Origin of the sequence: Glaciimonas sp. CA11.2, assembly GCF_034314045.1 — a bacterium.
Taxonomy (GTDB): domain Bacteria; phylum Pseudomonadota; class Gammaproteobacteria; order Burkholderiales; family Burkholderiaceae_D; genus Glaciimonas.
This window is the reverse complement of the sequence record NZ_JAVIWL010000001.1, coordinates 4808995-4827489: the sequence shown is the minus strand read 5'-3', so window position 1 is coordinate 4827489 and position 18495 is coordinate 4808995. Positions and strand designations below refer to the sequence as shown.

13 protein-coding genes are annotated in these 18495 nt (G+C 49.6%); 7 read left to right on the top strand and 6 right to left on the bottom strand.

From position 1 onward, the window contains the following. Window positions 1–62 precede the first annotated feature (62 nt). Window positions 63–1484 (bottom strand): cardiolipin synthase, encoded by a 1422-nt coding sequence (cls, locus tag RGU75_RS20895; protein WP_322239283.1) that lies wholly within the window; start codon window positions 1482–1484, stop codon window positions 63–65. A 423-nt stretch (window positions 1485–1907) separates the two neighbouring features. On the opposite strand from cls, the gene RGU75_RS20890 reads away from it, so the two are divergent. From RGU75_RS20890 to RGU75_RS20875, 4 genes are all read left to right on the top strand, one after another. After that, window positions 1908–3722, top strand: coding sequence for a methyl-accepting chemotaxis protein (locus tag RGU75_RS20890; protein WP_322239282.1), 1815 nt, complete (start codon window positions 1908–1910; stop codon window positions 3720–3722). A 314-nt stretch (window positions 3723–4036) separates the two neighbouring features. Next, the gene (locus tag RGU75_RS20885) at window positions 4037–4978 is read left to right on the top strand and encodes a DnaJ C-terminal domain-containing protein (protein WP_322239281.1); all 942 of its coding nucleotides are present in this window, start codon (window positions 4037–4039) and stop codon (window positions 4976–4978) included. A 2-nt stretch (window positions 4979–4980) separates the two neighbouring features. Next, the gene (locus RGU75_RS20880; protein ID WP_322239279.1) at window positions 4981–5298 is read left to right on the top strand and encodes a chaperone modulator CbpM; all 318 of its coding nucleotides are present in this window, start codon (window positions 4981–4983) and stop codon (window positions 5296–5298) included. Between the two features lie 227 nt (window positions 5299–5525). Beyond that, window positions 5526–7082 carry a CHAD domain-containing protein gene (locus RGU75_RS20875; protein ID WP_322239277.1) on the top strand — a complete coding sequence of 519 codons (1557 nt, stop codon included), beginning with the start codon at window positions 5526–5528 and terminating at the stop codon, window positions 7080–7082. A gap of 213 nt (window positions 7083–7295) precedes the next feature. Here RGU75_RS20875 and fnr read toward each other — a convergent pair whose 3' ends face one another. Then, window positions 7296–7997, bottom strand: a complete 702-nt coding sequence (fnr, locus tag RGU75_RS20870; RefSeq protein ID WP_322240704.1) for a fumarate/nitrate reduction transcriptional regulator Fnr — start codon at window positions 7995–7997, stop codon at window positions 7296–7298. 673 nt (window positions 7998–8670) lie between these two features. Between fnr and RGU75_RS20865 the strand changes: the two genes are divergently transcribed. Both RGU75_RS20865 and RGU75_RS20860 read left to right on the top strand, forming a co-directional pair. Beyond that, window positions 8671–9078, top strand: a complete 408-nt coding sequence (locus RGU75_RS20865; protein ID WP_322239275.1) for a hypothetical protein — start codon at window positions 8671–8673, stop codon at window positions 9076–9078. A 308-nt stretch (window positions 9079–9386) separates the two neighbouring features. Continuing rightward, window positions 9387–10529 carry an SLC13 family permease gene (locus RGU75_RS20860; protein WP_322239273.1) on the top strand — a complete coding sequence of 381 codons (1143 nt, stop codon included), beginning with the start codon at window positions 9387–9389 and terminating at the stop codon, window positions 10527–10529. A gap of 98 nt (window positions 10530–10627) precedes the next feature. On the opposite strand, the gene RGU75_RS20855 is transcribed toward RGU75_RS20860, so the two are convergent. Next, window positions 10628–11227, bottom strand: a complete 600-nt coding sequence (locus tag RGU75_RS20855; RefSeq protein ID WP_322239271.1) for a YceI family protein — start codon at window positions 11225–11227, stop codon at window positions 10628–10630. A 113-nt stretch (window positions 11228–11340) separates the two neighbouring features. Here RGU75_RS20855 and arfB point away from each other — a divergent pair, with 113 nt between their 5' ends. Continuing rightward, window positions 11341–11754 (top strand): alternative ribosome rescue aminoacyl-tRNA hydrolase ArfB, encoded by a 414-nt coding sequence (gene arfB, locus RGU75_RS20850; RefSeq protein ID WP_369124730.1) that lies wholly within the window; start codon window positions 11341–11343, stop codon window positions 11752–11754. A 45-nt stretch (window positions 11755–11799) separates the two neighbouring features. On the opposite strand, the gene RGU75_RS20845 is transcribed toward arfB, so the two are convergent. From RGU75_RS20845 to RGU75_RS20835, 3 genes are all read right to left on the bottom strand, one after another. Beyond that, window positions 11800–12444, bottom strand: a complete 645-nt coding sequence (locus RGU75_RS20845; protein ID WP_322239267.1) for a hypothetical protein — start codon at window positions 12442–12444, stop codon at window positions 11800–11802. A gap of 23 nt (window positions 12445–12467) precedes the next feature. After that, window positions 12468–16514 (bottom strand): Pls/PosA family non-ribosomal peptide synthetase, encoded by a 4047-nt coding sequence (locus RGU75_RS20840; protein WP_322239266.1) that lies wholly within the window; start codon window positions 16512–16514, stop codon window positions 12468–12470. Between the two features lie 275 nt (window positions 16515–16789). Then, window positions 16790–18424 (bottom strand): aromatic amino acid ammonia-lyase, encoded by a 1635-nt coding sequence (locus tag RGU75_RS20835; protein WP_322239264.1) that lies wholly within the window; start codon window positions 18422–18424, stop codon window positions 16790–16792. Between the last annotated feature and the right edge of the window lie 71 nt (window positions 18425–18495).

Genomic DNA, 18495 nt, shown 5'->3' with positions numbered 1-18495 from the left:
TGATTGATTCGCTACGGATAAGTTGAAGGCCCGAATTAATGCTCACTAACGGATAAACAGGTTTACAGCACGGGACCAAACAAGCGGGCAACATGCATCGCCACACGGTGTAAATAAGAGGAGCGGGCATATTCCTCTGTGCCGATTTCTATTGCTTGTTTAAAATCCTCTTGCAGCATTGTTTCAACTTCACTGGCGAAAGCGACGTCGATATTCAGGGCGGCGATTTCGAAGTTAAGCCGAAGTGACCGGTTATCCATGTTCATGCTGCCGATGGCGGCAGTATTGTCGTCGATCAACATCACTTTTTGGTGGGTGAAACCGGGCTGATAGCGAAACACGCGGATTCCGGCGCGGACCACTTCATGCGCATAAAGTGTTGACGCCAGGAATACGGTACGGTGATCTGGGCGCGAAGGCAGCATAATGCGAACGTCGACGCCACGGAAGACCGCTAGTTGCAACGCGGCGATCAGCGCTGAATCCGGCACTAAATAGGGCGTGGTCAGCCAGATGCGCTTTTGTGCAGCATGAATCAACTGGACAAAGAACAGCGAACAAGTCTCTTGCGCATCCGCGGGACCGGTAGCGGCGATGAGGCTGGTGGCTGAGCCATCGGTTGGGCGGGGCGGTAACAACGTGAGTTGCTGGCCGGTGATCCAATGCCAATTCTCGTCAAACGCCAGTTGCAGGTCGCCGACTGCGGGGCCTTGCAATTCCATATGCGTATCGCGCCACGGTGCCAACGGCGGTTTACGTCCAAGATACTCCTCGCCGACATTGAGTCCACCGACAAAGCCCCTAGACCCATCGACCACGACTATTTTGCGATGATTGCGGAAATTTAGCTGGAAGCGGTTGCGCCATCGTCGCGTGGCGAATGGATGTACCTTTACGCCTCCATCGCGCAGGACGTTTCCATAGCTACTCGGCAAATCATGGCTGCCCACACCATCGTAAAGCAAATAGACGCTGACGCCAGCGGCAGCGCGTTCTAGTAGTGCCGCCTGAAGTCGGCGACCAAGTGCGTCGTCCTTGATGATAAAAAATTGCACCAAAACATAGTATTCGGCAGCAGCGATGGCAGAAAAAATGGCTGCAAATGTCGCTTCTCCGTCTATCAGTAAGCGCAAACGATGTCCGCTGAGAAAGGGTACGCCAAGCATGGCGCTGATTGCAGTGTAACGTTGTGCGGCGGGGTCGGGAGGGTATTGTCTGACCAAATCCAGTTGATCAGAGTCATCCAGTTTGCGCTTGCGGGCCACGCGTGAGTGATGCAGTTCTACGTATCCGGTGAAGTGTTTACTTCCTAAAAATAGATACGGTAATAGTGAAAAATAGGGCAGAAGTACGAGTCCAAATACCCATGCTACCGCGCCTTGTGAAGTACGGGTATGCATTAAGGCGTGTGCGGCGGCGATGACGCCAGCGACGTGTAAAAGAAAGACAGCGGCAGAAATCAGCCCAAGTGGCACAGCGTGCATTCAATTAGCTCCGATTTTGTAAATCTTACATTTTAAATAAAAAAATAATACGATTTCTTAAATGCCGCGCTTGATGGGGCGAAAGACTTGCTCCCTGCGACTTTACCTCATTTAAATTCTTACTTCATTATCACTATTGGCAAGTGGGTTGGTTTGATGAAGCTGACCTTGTTTTTGGCGTTCCTGCAAATCCTGCGAAGACTTTGCAGGAATATATTCGGAGCATCGGTCAGTGCGACGAATCAGCGCAACAAGACCACGGATAGAGAATAAATCACCGATGGAAGCCGCAAAGCTTCATTTTTATCGGGTAACTGCCGTTAATGCAAAGGCAGCAAGAATGTTACCCGGGAATCATGCACAGCCCTCCCGCAGACATATTTCCTTGTTGGCAAACAACGAAATATTATAGGAGACCTCGCTGTGAATAAGCTTACTTTTACCCAAAAACTCTGGTTGCCGCTAGTTATTAGCCTGATTGCGCTGCTGGCTGTATCCGTTTTCGGTGCATATCAATCCCGTGAAATTCGTATCGAAGAGAGAAAAAATGATCTTAGACATATTTCGGAAGCAGCAATCGGCGTGATCGCGCAGTACGGTGCGCTTGTCGATAGCGGCGCGCTGAGCAAAACCGACGCACAAAAACAAGCGCTAGAGCGCGTCAGAGCAATGCGGTACGGCAAAGATGGCTATTTTACGATCTCATCCTTTTCACAAGTAGTGATCATGCATTCCATCAAGCCAGAAACGAACGGGCGCGATTTGACCGATTTTAAGGACCCGGAAGGTAATTACGTCTATCGCTTGATATCTAAAGCAGCGGCGCAATCTGGAGGCGGTTTTGTACACTATGTCTGGCCAAAGGTAGGAACAACAGAGTCGTTTTCCAAGATTTCCTTTTCAATAGCTTATCAGCCGTGGGACTGGATAGCCACTACGGGCGTGTATGTGGATGATATTGACAGCGCTTTCATGGTGTCGTTGTACCAGGCTGGTTTATTACTGATGGGGATCGCGATCTTAGTCATCATATTTGCCACTTTTACTAATCGTAGTATTTTGCGCGCCATCGGTGGCGAGCCGGAATACGCGGCTGATATCGCAAACCGGATCGCAGCAGGTGATTTGACCTTGCGTATAAATACGCGTCCTGGTGATGATCGCAGTCTGATGTATGCCATGAAATGCATGCGGGAGTCTTTGGAAAAAACAATTAATACAATCAAGAGGTCGGCCGATACAATTGCCACTGCGTCCGGGCAGATCGCCGCTGGCAATATGGACTTGTCGAGTCGGACTGAACAGCAAGCCAGTTCGCTGGAGGAAACAGCGGCCGCGATGGAGCAACTGACATCGACTGTCAGGCAAAATGCAGACAATGCTAATCAGGCAAATCAACTGGCGGTCAGTGCCTCCGACGTGGCGACCCACAGTAGCGTGGTGGTGGCGCAAGTGGTTGACACCATGGGCGCTATCCGGACTTCATCAAAGAAGATTGCTGACATCATTAGTGTTATTGACGGGATTGCTTTTCAGACCAACATTCTAGCTCTGAATGCGGCGGTCGAGGCGGCCCGAGCGGGTGAGCAAGGGCGCGGTTTCGCGGTAGTGGCGGCAGAAGTGCGGAATCTTGCGCAACGGTCTGCAGGCGCAGCCAAGGAAATCAAAGCCCTGATTGACGACTCTGTCGCCCAGGTCGGCAGCGGGAGCAAATTGGTCGAACAGGCAGGAGTGACCATGAGCGAGGTCGTCAGTAGCGTCAAACGCGTGACCAATATCATTGGTGAAATCGCCACCGCAAGTAAAGAACAAAGCGATGGTATTGAACAAGTCAATCACGCCATTAGTCAAATGGATCAAGTCACGCAACAAAATGCGGCACTAGTGGAGGAGGCAGCGGCAGCGGCGGGTTCTTTGCAGGATCAAGCGACGCATTTGACGGAGAGTGTGAGTATTTTTAGATTGGACAATAGCCAGGAGGTGCGCGCCGCACAAGCGTTTGCGGCTACTTTATCGGGCCATTCAAAGGGGTTAACTGCATCGGAATCAGAATCGTCGAGGCGAATAGTCCAGCCGCATGTCAATGCAGCGATGAAGAAGGGCGCGACCAAAGCGACCGCTCAGGCTGTCGTTCGACCGGCTACACGATTGCCGCAGATGAACAAAACTCTGGCGCGCGAATCAACGTGGAAGGCGCCTGTAAAAAATATTAATAGTGACGATTGGACGCAGTTTTGAATGTTTCACTACGAAAATAATAAGCGTTATGCCAATGTTCTGAGTAATCAAAAAAAGCGGATGTATCCCAAAATTGTGTGGCAGTAATAGGTAAATTGGATTTTTCGGGATGGAAGTCTGTAAGCGATGCTTAATACGCGATAACCCGTGATTGGTCGGCGATTACGCAGTTATCTTGTTTTAGGCATTTTTCCTTTGTGTCTGCATACACTCCTCTTCATATACAGTAAGATTAAAGCTTGGAAGCAAATCGATGGCCATTCTTTGCGACTAGTCGACCTGTCCATCGATCAAAATTTATTCTGGGCGCGAATATGAAATTCAAAGACTATTACAGTGCCCTTGGTGTCGAAAGAGATGCCACCACTGCGGAAATAAAACAGGCATACCGTAAGCTGGCGCATAAATATCACCCCGATGTCTCCAAAGATCCAGACGGTGAGGAAAAATTCAAAGAAGTCGCCGAAGCTTACGCCACGCTGAAAGACCAGGAAAAGCGCGATGCTTATAACGCGCTAGGTCGCCATCAGCAGGGAGAAAACGTTCAGCCGCCCAAAGATTGGCAGCAAACCTTTAACGATTCTGATGCTGGCTTCGGCGACGTCGATATGGCCGACATCCTGGCTGCCTTTGCGGCTTCCCGCCATGAAGGTGGACAACCGCGTCAACGTCGCCCTTCCCACGGGCAAGATTATGAAGTCAAGGCCCCGATCACACTTGAGCAGGTTTATGTCGGCGGCGAAATCGATGTGAATTTGAGTTTGCCGGAATATGATAAACAAGGTTTGATTCATCGCGTACCGCGGACCTTCAGAGTCAAGGTGCCAAAAGGAGCCGAAGACGGTCAGCGGTTACGCTTGCCAGGCAAAGGTGGGCAAGGGAGTAATGGTGGCAAAAACGGCGACCTTTATGTCGTCATGGTGGTTATTCCCCACCCGTTTTATCGCGTCAGCGAAAAAGATCTTTATATCGATCTGCCGCTGTCTCCATGGGAAGCAGTGCTGGGTGCGACCGTCCAGGTTCCCACTTTGGGCGGTACTGTTGAGTTGACGATCCCGCCCGCTACGGCGGCTAATCGACAATTTCGTCTGGCCCGGCGGGGTCTCCCTTCCGCCAACGGCGAAAATGGCAATTTGTTTGCAGTTGTTCGGATTGAGGTACCAAAGTCGGCGACGCCGGGTGAGCAAGCCTTGTTTGTAAAACTTGCCGCCGAATCAACTTTTAATCCTCGTGCACACTTCAATACAGGAGGTTAGTGATGCGTACGCATATTGTGGAAGCGGTATGGCTCAATGATGCAGGCCTTTGTTCGCTAGATCAGTTGGCAGATTATTCCGGATTGACGCTGGCCGAATTGCAGGATTTGGTCGAGATGGGCGAAATTGCACCGACCAGCGTTGATGCGGAAAATGATCTTTATCAGACACATTACATCGTGATTGCCAGAACGGCGCGACGTTTGCGGGATGATTTTGAGCTGGATGGTCACGGCCTGGCAGTAGCGCTTAATCTCCTAAGACGCATTCGTGAGCTTGAGGCACAGCTGACGCACGCGCAGGCAAAATTGCCGCAATGACTGTTTCGTGGTGGGTGTAATATGTTGGTGATGGCAGATCAATAAGTTTTCTACGGCTTGAACGCTGACTGCGCAGCATTTCATCATTAAATTATTGCGAAAACGAAGAGCCGTCGATTCTACTTTTATGCTTTTGTGCCGTTGAATTTGATTAGATTGATATTCGGTAAGCCAACACTCCGCATGGCCATTAATAAAACAAAGCGGCGCCACATCCAGAGATTGTGATGGAAATAGAATTAAAACTCCTTATTGCCCCAAGTGCGGTTAGCGCTTTTAGACGGCATCCTTTGTTAAAGCAACTGGCGATCGCCAAACCTTACCAACAACAACTTGTCAGCACCTACTTCGATACGCCGGATTGTTATCTAATGCGCCATCGGGCAGGATTTCGGGTGAGGGAAGTTGATGGCAAATTAATCCAGACATTGAAAGCGGGCGGTCAGGTCGACAGTGGCTTGCATCAGCGCAACGAATGGGAGTCCGAAGTCACGGATCTCAGGCCTGACCTGCCGGCAATTCAGGCACTGTTGAAACCCCGATCCAGATGGTTCAAGCTGTTGGGTCGACCACAGTTGATGCAGCAACTCGCCCCTGTATTCACTACGCGGTTTCAGCGGCGTATCTGGATGTTGCGTTTGCCCGAAGGTGACGAAGTAGAGTTGGCTCTCGATCAGGGCCAGATTGTCTCTAGTCATGGCGACGGCGTTATTAGTATCCCGATTAGTGAAATTGAACTGGAACTTAAATCGGGGAAGGCAGGAAATTTATTTGCCTTAGCATTAGCGCTGCAAGAGACGATAGCACTAAGCGTCGGTAATATTAGTAAGGCTGAGCGTGGTTACGGATTGTATGCACCGCAACCACCGGCGATAACAACGGCAAGCGCTCTTGCATTATCAGATAAAAAGACGATAGGAGAGGGTTTTCAGATAATTCTTGCCCATTGTCTGGAGCAAATTCAAGGTAACGAAGCTGGCATTAAATACGGGACCGATGCCGAGAGCGTACATCAAATGCGGGTTGGCGTGCGCCGCCTGCGCTCAGCGCTCGTGATTTTTAGAGACCAGTTAGCAGAACCGGAGTTTTTACTGGAGGAGTGCAAGTGGTTGGGTAGACACTTAGGAAGTGCACGTGACTGGGAAGTGTTTGCTGGTCCTACACTGGCCGCCGCGACATTCGGTTTCAACGGACCGCGGACCGTTATGCCGTTACAGAAAAAAGCCGCTGACTTTGCGAAGAAGAGCAGAAGTAATGCTGTCAAAGTTCTCAACTCTAGCCGGTATGCACGTCTTATATTGATCTTGGGCGCATGTATCCATGATGCAAATCAGCAGTTAGGGAAAAAGTCGGACACTGCCACCTCGCTACTGGAACGTGCTAATGCACCGTTGCGCCCTTTCGCCACTGCGCAGTTGCGTAGATATCAAAAGAAACTACGTCAGCGCGGAAAGGGGCTAAGTGCCATCGATGCGACAGAGCGTCACAAATTACGGATTGCGGCAAAAAAAATGCGCTATGGATTAGCGTTCTTTTCTTCGTTATATTCTGCAAAAAAAATCAAAACGTATCTTGCCGCCCTTAGCGTGCTGCAAGATACGTTAGGCGAATTAAACGATGCGCGTGTAGCTGATGGTTTATTACAGCAATGTACAGCGGGTAAGCCAAGACTGGCCGATGTTTCTGGATACGTGCGCGATTATGTCTCAGCGCATAACGAAATCAATCTTAAAAAACTCCATAAGCAATGGAAAAAAATTAAGCAGGTAAAGTCGCCTTTTTAAACGTAACAAATTGGTAGGCCCGATTTGATGTTGTGATCCGTTAGTGTTGCAGGAATAGCGAAAAGGTTAAGAGACAGCGACAGTAACGGCAGATGTTTCACAGCTTGGTTGACGTAAGGCATTACTACCGCCTGATATTTTTATCTGCTGAGTAGATTGGCGCTACTCTTTTTTGGACTTTCGCTCTTGGGTGGTGACTTTTTCACAGCTTGGTTACTTTCCCTCTACTAACATCAGCAAAGCGGGAACGTCTAATAATGTAATTTCGCGGTTGTTGACCTTCAACCATCCCATTTTTTTAAAATGAGAAAGCAACCGACTAATAGTTTCGTTTGTCAGTCCTAAGTAGTTGGCAATTTCTTCTCGAGACATCCGTAATTGAAAATTCGTAGCTGAATAGCCGCGATTTTTATATCGGGTCGAAAGATTGAGCAAAAAAGCCCCAAACCGTTGCTCTGCGCGAAGATTCCCTAATTGCAGCATGGCGTTATGATCTTGTGCAATCTCATGGCTCATCATGCGATGAAAATAATGCAGCATGATCGGGACATCTTTCAAGAGATTTTCCAAGTCCGAAAACGGCACTTCACAGACTTCACTATCCTCCAGCGCCACTGCGTTACATTGATGCCGATATGAGCTGATGGCCTCCATCCCTAGTAATTCACCGGTCATTTGAAATCCGGAAATATGGTGAGCTCCGTTGGCATTAACTTGATATGTCTTGAAATGCCCGACACGAATAGCATACAGATTGACGAATGGATCGTTCATCCGATAGAGCGCACTATCGCGCGTAATGCGCCGTCTATGTTTAACAATTTGATCCAATCGATCAAGTTCGGCCTCGGTGAGTCCGATTGGAAGGCATAGGTCGCGCAAATTGCAGTTCCCGCAATGCGTCTTTACGTTCATGACGTGTGTCGGATGTGGGGAGAGAAATGGGACTGTATTAACCATCGTGACTGATCCCTTTAAAAATAAAAAGACGCGGACGGGATGCGATATTTCTAAACCAGAATCGCCACTAAGGCGTTGATTTTCTGATTTGTTGACGATAAATTTTGATGTGGATCAGTTATTAATGTTGTCTTTATGATTACAATTGTAATCGCAATTAACTGTTCTGCAAGTCAATTTTGGAGCTTATTGCAGTCATGGGGATCACAGATTTTTAGGTGTGTTAATTTTTTGTTGATCGTATCGCTTTTTAGCCAGTATTGATCTTCCAAGGATATTTCAACAATTCGTCCAATTATGTAAGCCGTTCTCGATATTGTGGGCCAGTCAGCAGATATGCCACTTGTTGAGGTTTGAGCTCAATAGACACAGGTACAACCCGTGGCTTCGATACTGAATAGAATTTTCTTGAAAGTACGAAAATAGAGGATAGGCTGAATGGAGAGCTTTCGTTAACAAGTGAAATTGCAGGACTTATCTGGCGTCAACTATTCCTGCTATTTATTGACGTGTCATACCGGTTTTATTTATTAACCTGTTATCACGGCTCCCTTATAGGATCACTGATAAGACGTTCCAATAAGACGCTCAAATCACGCCCATGTGATGGGCCTACCGGGGAATGTACATGAAACGCACCATCAAAGTAGCTAAATCGAATATTGGTGTTTTATTGCTCTGGGCTTTATTACCTTTGTGTTTTTACGAAAACACGTTCGCAGAGTCGCCCGATACGCGACAAAAAATATATGGTGTAGAAGTACAACGGGATACCTATTTAAAAGCGGTGCGCCAGCAAATTGCCGACTTAAAAATCAAAATTGATAGTCTTAATGCTAAGGCCAAGAAGTCAGGTCGAGTTGCGAGACTGCGTATGGAGCCGACTATTCAAGGCTTTCAAAGAGATCTGAATGATCTTGATAAAAAAAGCATGGATTTGAAAAATAGTGGACTGAATGCCTGGGAAGAATTAAAAACCGACCTGGATGCTTCCATAAAGAAATTGCGCACAGCAGTTGAGGGAATGTCGCGTTAATACAAATCTATCTTCCCGCCGTCAAGCGATCCAATCTGCAATTACGCACTTACAGCGTGGAAATGATTGTTTCCACTAGTACTGCTGCGCTTTTCAAATACACTAAAGCAAAGATCTACGTGCGGTGCTCCTGCTTTTTCACGCTCACTGAGCGTGTATCGATATAATTGCGTTGAAGCAGTATTCTGTGTAGGCACAACGATTAGAGGGCGTTGATGAAAACGCCTTAAACGGTTCGTTCACCGTCGGCTAGTCGCCCGGAATTCGCAAACTTTACACCGATTTACAAAGTGTTTACTCGACCAACAATGACAAATATTATTAAACTATCGACAACTTCATCCTTATTTGCAACTTTATTTGAAACACTACGTAAAGATTATTTTTTTCTAATTTTATTCGTCATTTTGCTGATTTTGTCGGCTATTGCTCCCGAAAAAATTCAGCAGTATCCGCATTTGGTCGATTGGCCCACGATTGCGACATTGACCGGTTTGCTGGCGTTAACCAAGGGTGTTGAATTAAGCGGCTATCTGTCGCGCTTGGGTAGGCATTTAACGGTATTGATGCCAACTGAGCGCGCCCTTGCTGTTTTTCTGGTGCTCGCCACCGCATTTTTGTCGATGCTGTTGACCAACGACGTAGGACTGTTCGTCATGGTCCCGTTGACACTCAGTTTGCGCACCACGATCAAATTGCCGATAACCCGCCTGATTATTTTTGAAGCGCTGGCGGCCAATGCGGGTTCTGCGCTGACACCCATTGGAAATCCACAAAATCTTTTCCTCTGGCAGCTTTCACATCTCTCTTTTCAGGATTATGTGATCGCGATGTTACCGATGGTATGCATTTTTATGATTCCGCTGGTTTTATTGACCGTAGTTGCATTTCCCGGTTTAAAACTGATGGTTGAGGAGGATGCTGCGATGACCCCGATCAATAAAAAATTGCTTCTCATATCGCTGGCTATGTATGTGCCGTTTTTAATCATGACGGACAGGCATTATGCCGCCCCCGCTTTGTTAATGGTATTGGCGATCTTTTTATTTGCGCAGCGCAACGTGGTGGCGCGGATCGACTGGGCATTGCTGTTGGTATTCATTTTAATGTTTGTCGATTTACGACTGGTAGCGCAGTTGCCGATAGTTCATGCGTTGGTGGAGAGTGTCGGTCTTGCCGAATCGCAACGACTCTATCTTGCCGGTATCGTGGCGTCGCAATTCATCAGTAATGTCCCCGCTGCGATTTTGCTTGCGGAATATAGTGGCGACTGGCGATTGATCGCTTTCGGCGTTAACGTCGGCGGATTTGGTTTTATGTTGGGTTCACTCGCTAATATTATTGCGCTGCGTATGACACCGGACAAAAAGGCGTGGATCACCTTTCATGTTTATTCGATTCCGTTTCTTTTGGTTGTTGCTGCATTGGTGTATGTCTGGTTATTTCTTTAGAAGAGAGTATTTTTTCTTACCCAAATAGCTGTAACGCGGATTTACTTGGATGACTTCTTGTTTGATTACTCGATCATGAGAATGAAGCGTGGCAAGCATCAATAATCCTTGATCGCTTCCACTACGATATGCAGCGTGACCGCATCGCTGACAAAAGGTACAAAACGTCCCAAGTGGTAATTACTTCGGAGAATTTTGACGAAGCCATTCGCACCGCAAGCCCGCTTTCCGTACAGCAACATAAAGCGACAATTGAAATTGGTTATTTCCAGCGTCACGTTATGGGTGACATCTTTAATAGTTAGATCGCCCTGGACCTGCTTGAGATTGTCTCCGTCAAATAGTAACTGCGAAGAGGTAAATAGTATTTTTGGATATTTTTCGGCATCAAAAAATTCGCTGGCACGTAGTGCTTTATTAAATAACTCGGTACCGGTATTAACAGATGCTGCTTCAATCTCGATCATGATTTCACCGGTTCCTGCAGCCTGATCAAACGCAATGTAGCCGCTGGTACGATCAAACCGATTGCGCTGCATCGATAAGCCCCAATGGCTATATTCGAATGACGAAAACGTATGGTCGGAATCAATTGTGAAGTGCTCCGTCGCACCCGAGCTTGAACCAGCACTTGCGCTAAAAGCGAGGGCGATCAGAATGATTAACCCATTTTTTACTTTGATAACTTTGGCGCGCATCAGGACTTCCCTCTAGGTTAACGGCGTTCAACCTTGGTGTTTTCTGGTGGTATTAGGTTCTTCGAAATTGCCGCTTTATAATAGGCCAAATGTTCCCTCCTAACGATCAAAATTTGCTGGTTATCGCCGAAGGCCTTAGCATTCCTCTTGCAGAAGTTGAGATGACCGGCGTGCGCGCACAAGGGCCGGGAGGTCAAAACGTGAATAAGGTGTCGTCCGCTATCCATTTGCGTTTTGATATAAACGCATCGTCACTTCCTGTTATTTATAAAGAAAAACTGCTGGCGCTGCAAGATCAGCGCATTACCAAGGATGGCGTGGTGATTCTGAAGGCGCAACAATCACGCAGTCAGGAACAGAATAAGGTGGATGCGCTAGAGCGACTACGTGCGCTGGTATTAGGTGTGACCGTGGTACAGAAGCGTCGTCGCCCTACGAAACCGAGTTATTCTTCGCAGCTTAAACGTGTTGAAGGAAAAACCCGGCGGGGCAAAGACAAGGCGATGCGCGGCAAAGTGATTTTGTAGGGTTTGAGCCGAACGTCAAGCCAAGCTAAAATGAGACAACAAAAATTAAGGTTTGGCGGGCAATGTGGCGATAGTGCCGACCATGCCATTTGGCAACATCAGCGAATTTACGGCGCATTGGCGTAATGCTTTATCTAACCTTAAATCCCACTCTGTAATACCTAAACAGAGACATTTAAGACTCGCTTCATATCGCGTCCACTGTTCCGCAAATGCAATCGCACGCTGGTTTTCGGGCTTGCTCAAAATACGGTTATAAATAGTGCTTCCGAGATAGTCTTGGGCTACCTGTTGCCAATCAGAAATGCTGTCGGTTCGCATCGTATCGATACCGATTTTGCCATACAAGTTGATGGCTGCGAGTGAAAAACCAGCTTCATGGGTTATCGACAGTCCAATCTGCTGATGAGGTAAAGCTAATCGGATGGGGTGACCGGGTTCAGAAATCAAGGGCACCGATTGCGGTGACATATCAAGCAAAATACCGAGTGTTTCACGCAGCGCCGCACGGACTAGCTTCCGGGCGCTATCACGGTTTGTTGTTTGCGGTGTAATGATACTGATGGCGAGAATCAACGGTTTTAGCTCGCCCCCACCGACAGCCCTCATAGCGCGCACTTGCTGGATATGAGGAGCCGCTAGCGGCCAGGGAGTGACGGAGATTGGTTGCCCTGATTGATACGCTAGCATGATTCAGAGCGCGCAAATGACGTTCATTTCGATCCCTTTAACTCCGGTGCGGCAGGACAACCACGCCAACTGGTGCCAGCAGGTATTTGCTCGCCCTTCATAACAAGTGTCAGCGCGCCCAGCTTGGCGTTATCACCGACCACCGCGCTGTACAGAACTGCGCTCCGAGGCCCCATATAGACGCGGTTTCCGATGGTGACGTGATCGATCTTCATGACGCGGTCTTCGAACAAATGGGTTTGTGGACAAGCCAAAGCGTTGAGTTCGCTGTAGTCACCAATGGTGACGCAGTCAAATTCGGTAATGTCAGTGGTGTTGAGATACACGCCGCGTCCAATTTTACATCCCAGCAGGTTGAACGCCAGCGGTAGCCAAGGGGTTCCGCGCAGGTAATTGAGTAAGTTCGGGACAGCGATTCCCTCATACAGATTGGTTACGCCTTCAGATAGCCATACAAAAGGGGTCCACATTGGGACGCTGCATTTATGATAACGCTTTAATAATAACCATTTGATACAGACGATCCAAATAAACGTCCCGACGCCGTACATCAGCCCTGATAACGTCAGTAACCAGATTACTTCGCCCCAAAGTCCTGCACCGGCTAGCGGCATCAGGTTTAATACCAATGTATAACCGACGGCAATCACGATTGCGTGTGGTGAGACGATACGGAAGGCTTCTACTAAACCGCGACCAAGGCGGCGGCGCTTGGATGGTCGGAATGTTAAATGCTCAGGAAATCCGCTGACTTGCTCACGCGCTGGAAGGTTAATCGGCGGCGATCCTAACCAGACGTCGCCGTTGTGCATTTTGTCGTTGGCGGGTGCGCGCGAGTGAACGCCAATCAGGACGTTTTCTGGCAAAGTGGTGCCGTCGGGAATATAGGCACCATTACCGACAAAACTACGGCGTGAAATGACAGTTGGCTGCATCCGCATCCAGCCGCCGTCGATTTGCTCATCTCCAAGCAGAACGGCGTCGGCAATAAACGTTTCTTCGCCCAAAGTCAGCATATCCGGCACAACGCCCAGCGCAGTCGAAATTTCAGCGCCACGACCGACCTTGGCACCGAGCAGACGATACCAGAACGGTGCGTAAATGGTCGCGTATACGCCGTGCAGAACACTCAGGCTGGACTCCTGAATCTGGTTCACCAGCCATTTGCTGCAATATTTATTGCTCCGCACCGGCCAGCTACCGGCTTTGAGTCGCGGCAAAATACTCCAGCGAATGCCCGCCGAAAGTAACGCCGTACAGATAATCAACACCGCTGTCGCAGGGAAGGCCATCACAAAATATTTTGTTAGCTGGAAGGATAACTGATTACTTTGTAACCATGGGAAGCGGTCATAGTTATCAAGCCAGTCGATCAGAATAAAACTAGGAAAAACCGGCATGAAGAACAGCGTGGTGATCAGTAATGCGCCTAATAAAAAGAATATCGATTCGCCAACTTGACGCTTACGGGTTACGGGTGGTCGTGGTGAGTTAGAGCGTTTGTCGAAAGCGCCCATATCTCGCGCCGGTGAACCACCCCAAATCCGGTTCGCCGGGACGGACTGACCATCGCTTAGCGCGGACTGTCCTTCCAGATGGCCGAATTCTCCAATAGTCGTGTTTCCCTCCATGACGACGTAAGAACCAACGTTGGCTTCTCGACCAATCGCAATCTGCCCTATGCGCAATTCACCGTGCTCTACACGTGCATTTTCAAAATTGACAGCATTGCCTATCGTTGCGCCGTCTTCAATGATGAGCAAATCATGTACGCGTAACATAATTGAACCAATTAACACCTCCGAGCCAATCCGCGCGCCGAGTGCGCGCAACCACCATGTGTAAATCGATGAGCCGCTAAGCAAATAGGTCGGCGCTGCCTCAATCAGACGATCAGTCAGCCACCAGCGATAATAGGTTAATCCCCACAGCGGGTAGCGCCCGGGTTTAAGGCGTCCTAGAATTAACCACTTGGCAGCAATAGCTATGCCGAATTCAAAAAACGTTGCCAGTAAAAATACGCCGACCGACATGACAATTGCACGTGGAATTGAATCTCCAGGATCACCGGTAAAGAAGTGATACGTAAAAAATGGTGCGAGCCATTGCATCATCCGCATTGCCACTAACCATGGCACAGCTGCGGCTTGGGCGGCTCCACAGACCCAACGTTTCAACGACGATGGAGCGATCCAGGTGGTATCGACTGCAACAGGGATTTCGGGCACTTCTGATAAAGCTGCGGCGATGCGACCAATCACGCGATTCATGTAGATGTCGCGTACGGTGACGTGGGCAAAGCGAGGATCGGTTCGCAATGCGGAAGCAAGTCGCGCGGCAAAGAGTGAATGACCACCAAGATCGCTAAAGAAGTCGGCATCACGACGAATAGGTTGACCGGGGAATAATTTGATCAATGCGGCGAATAACGCTTCTTCGGCTACTGTTTCTGCTGTGTCCGAGCCAACGCTTGCTGTCCCGACGGGGCTGACCGTAAGTGGACGTATTTTGAGGGCTTTTCGGTCAATTTTGCCCGATGTCAGTCGTGGCATCTCGCTCATCAACTCAAAAAATCCCGGCACCATGTACGGCGGCAGAAGTTTCCCGAGCGCTGCGCGCAGTGTGCCAGTAGCAATCGTTGCACCATTTTCTGGAACAATGAAAGCGATCAGTTGATCGATACCGTCATCATTGCGCAATATGACCGCGACTGTCCCGACGCCGGGTTGTCGCGCCAATACTTCTTCGATTTCGCCTAATTCGACGCGAAAGCCGCGAATCTTCACTTGATCGTCGGTGCGGCCCAAACATTGAACGCGTCCGTCAGTGTCGATCCGTGCCAGATCGCCGGTACGATACAGGCGGCCATCATGTGCGCCGGATGACCACGGATTGACTAAGAATTTTTCTGCGGTCAGGTCAGGGCGGCCGAGATAACCAGCGGCGACGCCAGGGCCGGTGATACACAGTTCGCCGGTATCGCCACGCGGCATCAACGTCAGACCATTTTCAGTCGCGGGATGAATGATTAGCATGCCGTAGTTTGGCAAAGGTGAACCAATTGTCACCGGTTCGTTGGCACGTAATGCCGCTAAACTGGCAGAGACGGTTGCCTCGGTCGGTCCATAGGTATTAAATATTTGTAGTCCTGGTTTAGCCCATCGATTGACCAAAGCCTCCGGACACATTTCTCCACCCAGATTGATCAGGCGCAGGCTTGGGATATCTTGATTAAACAATGCCAGCAAAGTGGGCACAGCGTGCAATACGGTCACGCCGTTTGCGGCCAATGCCAGCGGTAATGCCTCTGGATCGGAGGCGAGTTCTTTTGGCGCGATCCATAGCGTCGCACCAACCAGATAGCTGATCCAGATTTCTTCAAAAGACATGTCGAAAGCGACAGAAAATCCTTGGTAAACGCGATCTGACCCGCGCACGCCCAGTACCGCATTTTCGCTACGCAGAAAGTGGCAGATGCCGCCTTGGGTGATTTCGATACCCTTGGGCTTGCCGGTTGATCCGGATGTATAAATGACATAAGCCGGATGGGTGCTTAACAAGCCAGTACGACTTTGAAGCGGCGTTTCCAGCGGCGTAAGCAGATTTTCTATCGTCCAGAGGTGGCGACCAAGGTTCTCAAGCCGTGATGAAAACAAAGCGCAGGTAACTATACCCGGTGCGCTGGCATCTTCGAGGCAGACTGCAATACGTTCAACTGGGGTGTCAGCATCTAATGGTAGCCATGCTGCACCGGCTTTGGCTATGGCGGCTTGCATGATGAGCAAATCAATTCCACGTGGAAGCCATAAGCCTACGATTTGGCCCGGTTTTACACCTGCGTCAATGAGTGCGGAAGCGGCGCGGTCGGCGGCCTGATTGAGTTCTTTATAAGTGACGCATCGGTCTGCAAAAATTAACGCGATCTGGTCAGGCGACCGCCGTGCGGTGTCCTCCAGAAGATCTGCGAGAACTTCGTTGCGTATGAGTTCTGGCTGAATGGGGCCAAGTAGAATGTCAGGATGAACAACGGCTACTATTTCAACGATGCGAGCGAGCGAGGATGAGGTCATGAAGGGTGGTGCGGATCAAAGCAAAGATGTTAACACGGGCGCAATCTCGTAACATCGTCGCTTAAGAAATATCGCAGCCTTTTCATCAATTCAGCAACAACAATTGATAAACAACGGTTAAATCAGACTGAGTGCGACCTATCAGAAGTTGACGCCTGTATGTGGTGGTGGCGATAACTCCGGTCGGTTGGCGTAATTTGTCGCAAAATAATACCCACGTGGCCATTGCTGGCCGAGTGGGTATGCATGTTGAATAGATCCATTTTTAAAAATATTTAGACAAACGCCCCAATTTTCTCCACCACGGCATTACGTACCGATCCGGTGACCACAAACGACTGCGCCATCAGAATATCGTCATGGAACCAGCGGTCACCGTCCAGGCAGGCCGGAATCTGGCGGCGGATTTCCTCGTAGGCGGCTTGCGTGCCTTGGCCCAATACAAAGTCTGGAAGCAACGTTTCGGTCATCGTCAGGGCTTGTGCGGCTAACAACATTTCAACGCCGATAATATATTGCGTGTTTGCCACGACTGTCGCGGCCTTGCGGGCGCACCAGGTCGAGTTGGAAACGTGGTCTTCGCTGTTGCCTTTGGCCGGAATACTATCAACGCTGCCGGGCATACACAAGGTGCGGTTTTCCATCACCAACGAACTCAACGAGCATTGCACCACCGGATAGCCGGTATTAACGCCACGCACGCCGCTCATCAGATTGCGCGGCAAGCCCCATGACAAGGTCGGATCGATCAGGCGAGCGACGCGACGTTCGCAAATACTACCCAAATCCGTCATCACCATCGCCATCAAATCCATCGCCTGCGCCAGATATTGGCCATGGAAATTGCCGCCGGAAATGATTTCAAAGCCGCCACCTTCTTTGCCGAATATCAAGGGATTATCGGTGGCCGAATTGATTTCCTTGTCGACGGTGTTATCGATGTAATCGAGCGCATCGAACACCGGTCCGTACACTTGCGGTGCACAACGCAGTGAGTAGACATCCTGAATCCGCGCCGTGTACGGAATGTCAGTGCGGCGGGATTCTTCGGGAAACTGTACGGCGCGGGCTTCATGCGTGGTGCGGGTTGAACCTTTGAGTAATTTGCGCACGACCGCTGCCGTTTTGATTTGACCGGCATGCGGACGTGCCTGCTGAATGCGTGGATCAAAGGCGGCCATTTCGGCCCGCATTGCTTCCAATGTCAGGCCTAATGACAGGCAGGCATCGGTTAAGAGATGACGGGCATCGTGGGCCACCAATACGGCAACAGCCAGCGAAGCGGTGCAACCATTAATGAGCGCCGACGCATCCTTGGCTTGCAAATCAAATTTGACCGGCGCGATACCCGCGGCGGTAATGGCTTGCGGTGCGCGCATGCGCTGGCCCTGATACATGACTTCGGCTTCATCGAAACCGGCAATGGCCGCCGCCAGATACGATAGCGGTGCCAGATCGCCGGACGCGCCGACCGATCCTTTTTGCGGCATGATCGGGTGAATACCGGCGTTCAGAAAAGCCAGCAGACGATCCACCACTTCAACCCGCGGGGCCGAATAATTACTCGCAAAAGCATTGGCGCGTAGCAACATCGTGGCGCGGCTGACTTCTTCCGAGAACGGTTCGCCGATCCCGGCGCAATGGGCCTTGATCAACTGGGTCTGAAACAAGGCGATATGTTCCACCTTGATACGGGTGTCTTTGAGCAAACCGACGCCGGTGTTGAAGCTATACATCATGGGCGCATCATCGTGCATCCAGGTCGCCTCGATAAAATCGCGGCTTTCTTTTAATGCCGTGCGGGAAGACTGCGCCAGCGTCACAGGCAGATGCGGCGCACGCGCCACGCTGACGACTTGCGCCGCGGTGAGGGTGAAACCGTCGATGGTGAGAGTGGTGGTGTTCGTCATTTTTCTTTCCAATTCCTGGGTTAAATTTTTTGTCTTGGAGATGTCTTAACTTTTGCCGTGCTTTAATAAGC

Excerpts from the sequence above, each read along its gene's own strand:
- cls (WP_322239283.1), bottom strand. The coding sequence starts at position 1,484 with ATGCACGCTGTGCCACTTGGGCTGATTTCTGCCGCTGTCTTTCTTTTA.
- RGU75_RS20865 (WP_322239275.1), top strand. The coding sequence starts at position 8,671 with ATGAAACGCACCATCAAAGTAGCTAAATCGAATATTGGTGTTTTATTG.
- RGU75_RS20880 (WP_322239279.1), top strand. The coding sequence starts at position 4,981 with ATGCGTACGCATATTGTGGAAGCGGTATGGCTCAATGATGCAGGCCTT.
- fnr (WP_322240704.1), bottom strand. The coding sequence starts at position 7,997 with ATGAACGTAAAGACGCATTGCGGGAACTGCAATTTGCGCGACCTATGC.
- RGU75_RS20845 (WP_322239267.1), bottom strand. The coding sequence starts at position 12,444 with ATGCTAGCGTATCAATCAGGGCAACCAATCTCCGTCACTCCCTGGCCG.
- RGU75_RS20875 (WP_322239277.1), top strand. The coding sequence starts at position 5,526 with ATGGAAATAGAATTAAAACTCCTTATTGCCCCAAGTGCGGTTAGCGCT.
- RGU75_RS20860 (WP_322239273.1), top strand. The coding sequence starts at position 9,387 with ATGACAAATATTATTAAACTATCGACAACTTCATCCTTATTTGCAACT.
- RGU75_RS20840 (WP_322239266.1), bottom strand. The coding sequence starts at position 16,514 with ATGACCTCATCCTCGCTCGCTCGCATCGTTGAAATAGTAGCCGTTGTT.
- RGU75_RS20885 (WP_322239281.1), top strand. The coding sequence starts at position 4,037 with ATGAAATTCAAAGACTATTACAGTGCCCTTGGTGTCGAAAGAGATGCC.
- RGU75_RS20835 (WP_322239264.1), bottom strand. The coding sequence starts at position 18,424 with ATGACGAACACCACCACTCTCACCATCGACGGTTTCACCCTCACCGCG.
- RGU75_RS20855 (WP_322239271.1), bottom strand. The coding sequence starts at position 11,227 with ATGCGCGCCAAAGTTATCAAAGTAAAAAATGGGTTAATCATTCTGATC.